The organism is Binatus sp. (SeqCode) (assembly GCF_036522015.1).
In the GTDB taxonomy this organism is placed as follows: Bacteria; Desulfobacterota; Binatia; order Binatales; family Binataceae; genus Binatus.
Map to the genome: position 1 here is coordinate 1 of NZ_DATDGQ010000096.1, position 1653 is coordinate 1653.

Sequence of the window (1653 nt, forward strand, 5' to 3'; positions counted from 1 at the left end):
CTGGGTCAGCGCGTGCTTGAAAGTATATTTGATGTCGCCGGCGGCCGGTTGCTCATAGATGAATTCGACGAGTTGCAGATCATTGAGCATTCGGTCGATTTCATCGTCCGGTTTCTTGATGATTTCTCGAACCAGCGACAGCGAAAACTCTCTGCCGATTACGGCCAGCGTCTGTAACAGATCTTTCTCTGCTGGTTGCAGACGATCTATCCGCGAGGCCAGGATCACTTGCACCGTGGCGGGAACTTTCACCGTGTCGATCGACTTGGCGAGCTTCACCGTCCCGTTCCGCTGGAGCACCCCGTCTTCGAACAGCGTCTGCACGATCTCCTCTATGAAGAGCGGGTTGCCCTGCGTCTTCTCGATGATGAGCCGCTTGAGCGGGCGCACTTCCGCATCGTCGCCGAGTCGCGAGCTCAGCATCTCGTCGGCGCTCTCCTTGCCCAGCGGGTCAAGTCTGAGCTGCGTGTAGTAGGTCTTGCTGTTCCATTGATGCCAGTACTCCGGCCGGTAGTTCACCAGCATCAGGATACGCGCGGTGCCGATACTGTCGGCGAGAAGATTCAGCAACTCCTGAGTCTGCTCGTCGATCCAGTGCAGATCCTCGAAGATCACCATCAAGGGCTGATTGAGCGACTCGCGCAGCAGGATCCGTTTTATCGCATCCAACGTGCGGCGTTTTCGAATCTGCGCATCCGTCTGCGCCAGCGGGTCTTCGCCCTCGACGATTCCAAGCAGCGCGAACAGGTAGGGGCGTGCATCCTCAAGCGAAGGGTCGAGGATCGAAAGCCTGCCGGCGACCTTTTCGCGCCGTACGCGCTGGTCATCTTCGCCGGTGATCCTGAAATAGCTCTGCAGCAGATCGATCACCGGCAAGTAGGCCGAAGCTTTGCCGTGCGAGACCGAGAAGGCCTCAAGCACCATCCAGCCCGATTGCGAGACCGCCTTGAACTCGAATAGCAGCCGCGACTTGCCCACCCCAGGTTCCGCCATCGCGGCGACGATCTGTCCGTGACCAGACTTCGCTTGCTCTGCCGCAGCCTTCATTGCGTCCATTTCGCGTTGCCGCCCGACGAACTTCGTCAAGCCGAGTCCGACCGCGCGTTGCAATCGCGTCCGCAGTGGCCCCAGTCCCGTCACCTCATAAAGATTCACCGGCTCGCTAACGCCCTTGATCCGCGCCGGCCCCAGCGGCTTAAGCGCGAAATAGCCCTCGACCAGCCTGCGCAGGGTCTCACTGATGGCGATCGACCCTGGAACTGCGAGCGCCTGCAATCGCGACGCAAGGCTGGTCGAGTGGCCGATGGGAGTGTACTCGGTGTGCGCCTCGTCGGTCTTGATCGAACGGACCACGACTTCGCCGGTGTTCACCCCGACGCGGACTTGAAGATTGACTCCCTTCTCTGCGCGGAGCTTCTCGGCGTAGCGCTTGACGTCCTCCTGCATCCGGAGCGCCGCGAACAAGGCGCGCTGCGGATGGTCCTCGTGCGCAATGGGCGCACCGAACATCGCAAAGATACCGTCGCCAGTTGACTGCACGATATACCCGCCGTAGCGATGGACCGCGTCGATCATCAGCTTGAGCGCGGGATCGACAATCGCACGCGCCTCCTCGGGATCGATGTCCTCGATCAGGTCCATCGATCCCTTGAT

The 1653-nt window shown here is 60.3% G+C and carries 1 protein-coding gene; it reads right to left on the reverse strand.

From position 1 onward, the window contains the following. Positions 1–1641: ATP-binding protein (locus tag VIW95_RS03960; RefSeq protein ID WP_331584116.1), on the reverse strand; the 1641-nt coding region annotated here is incomplete at its 3' end. Positions 1642–1653: the final 12 nt, after the last annotated feature.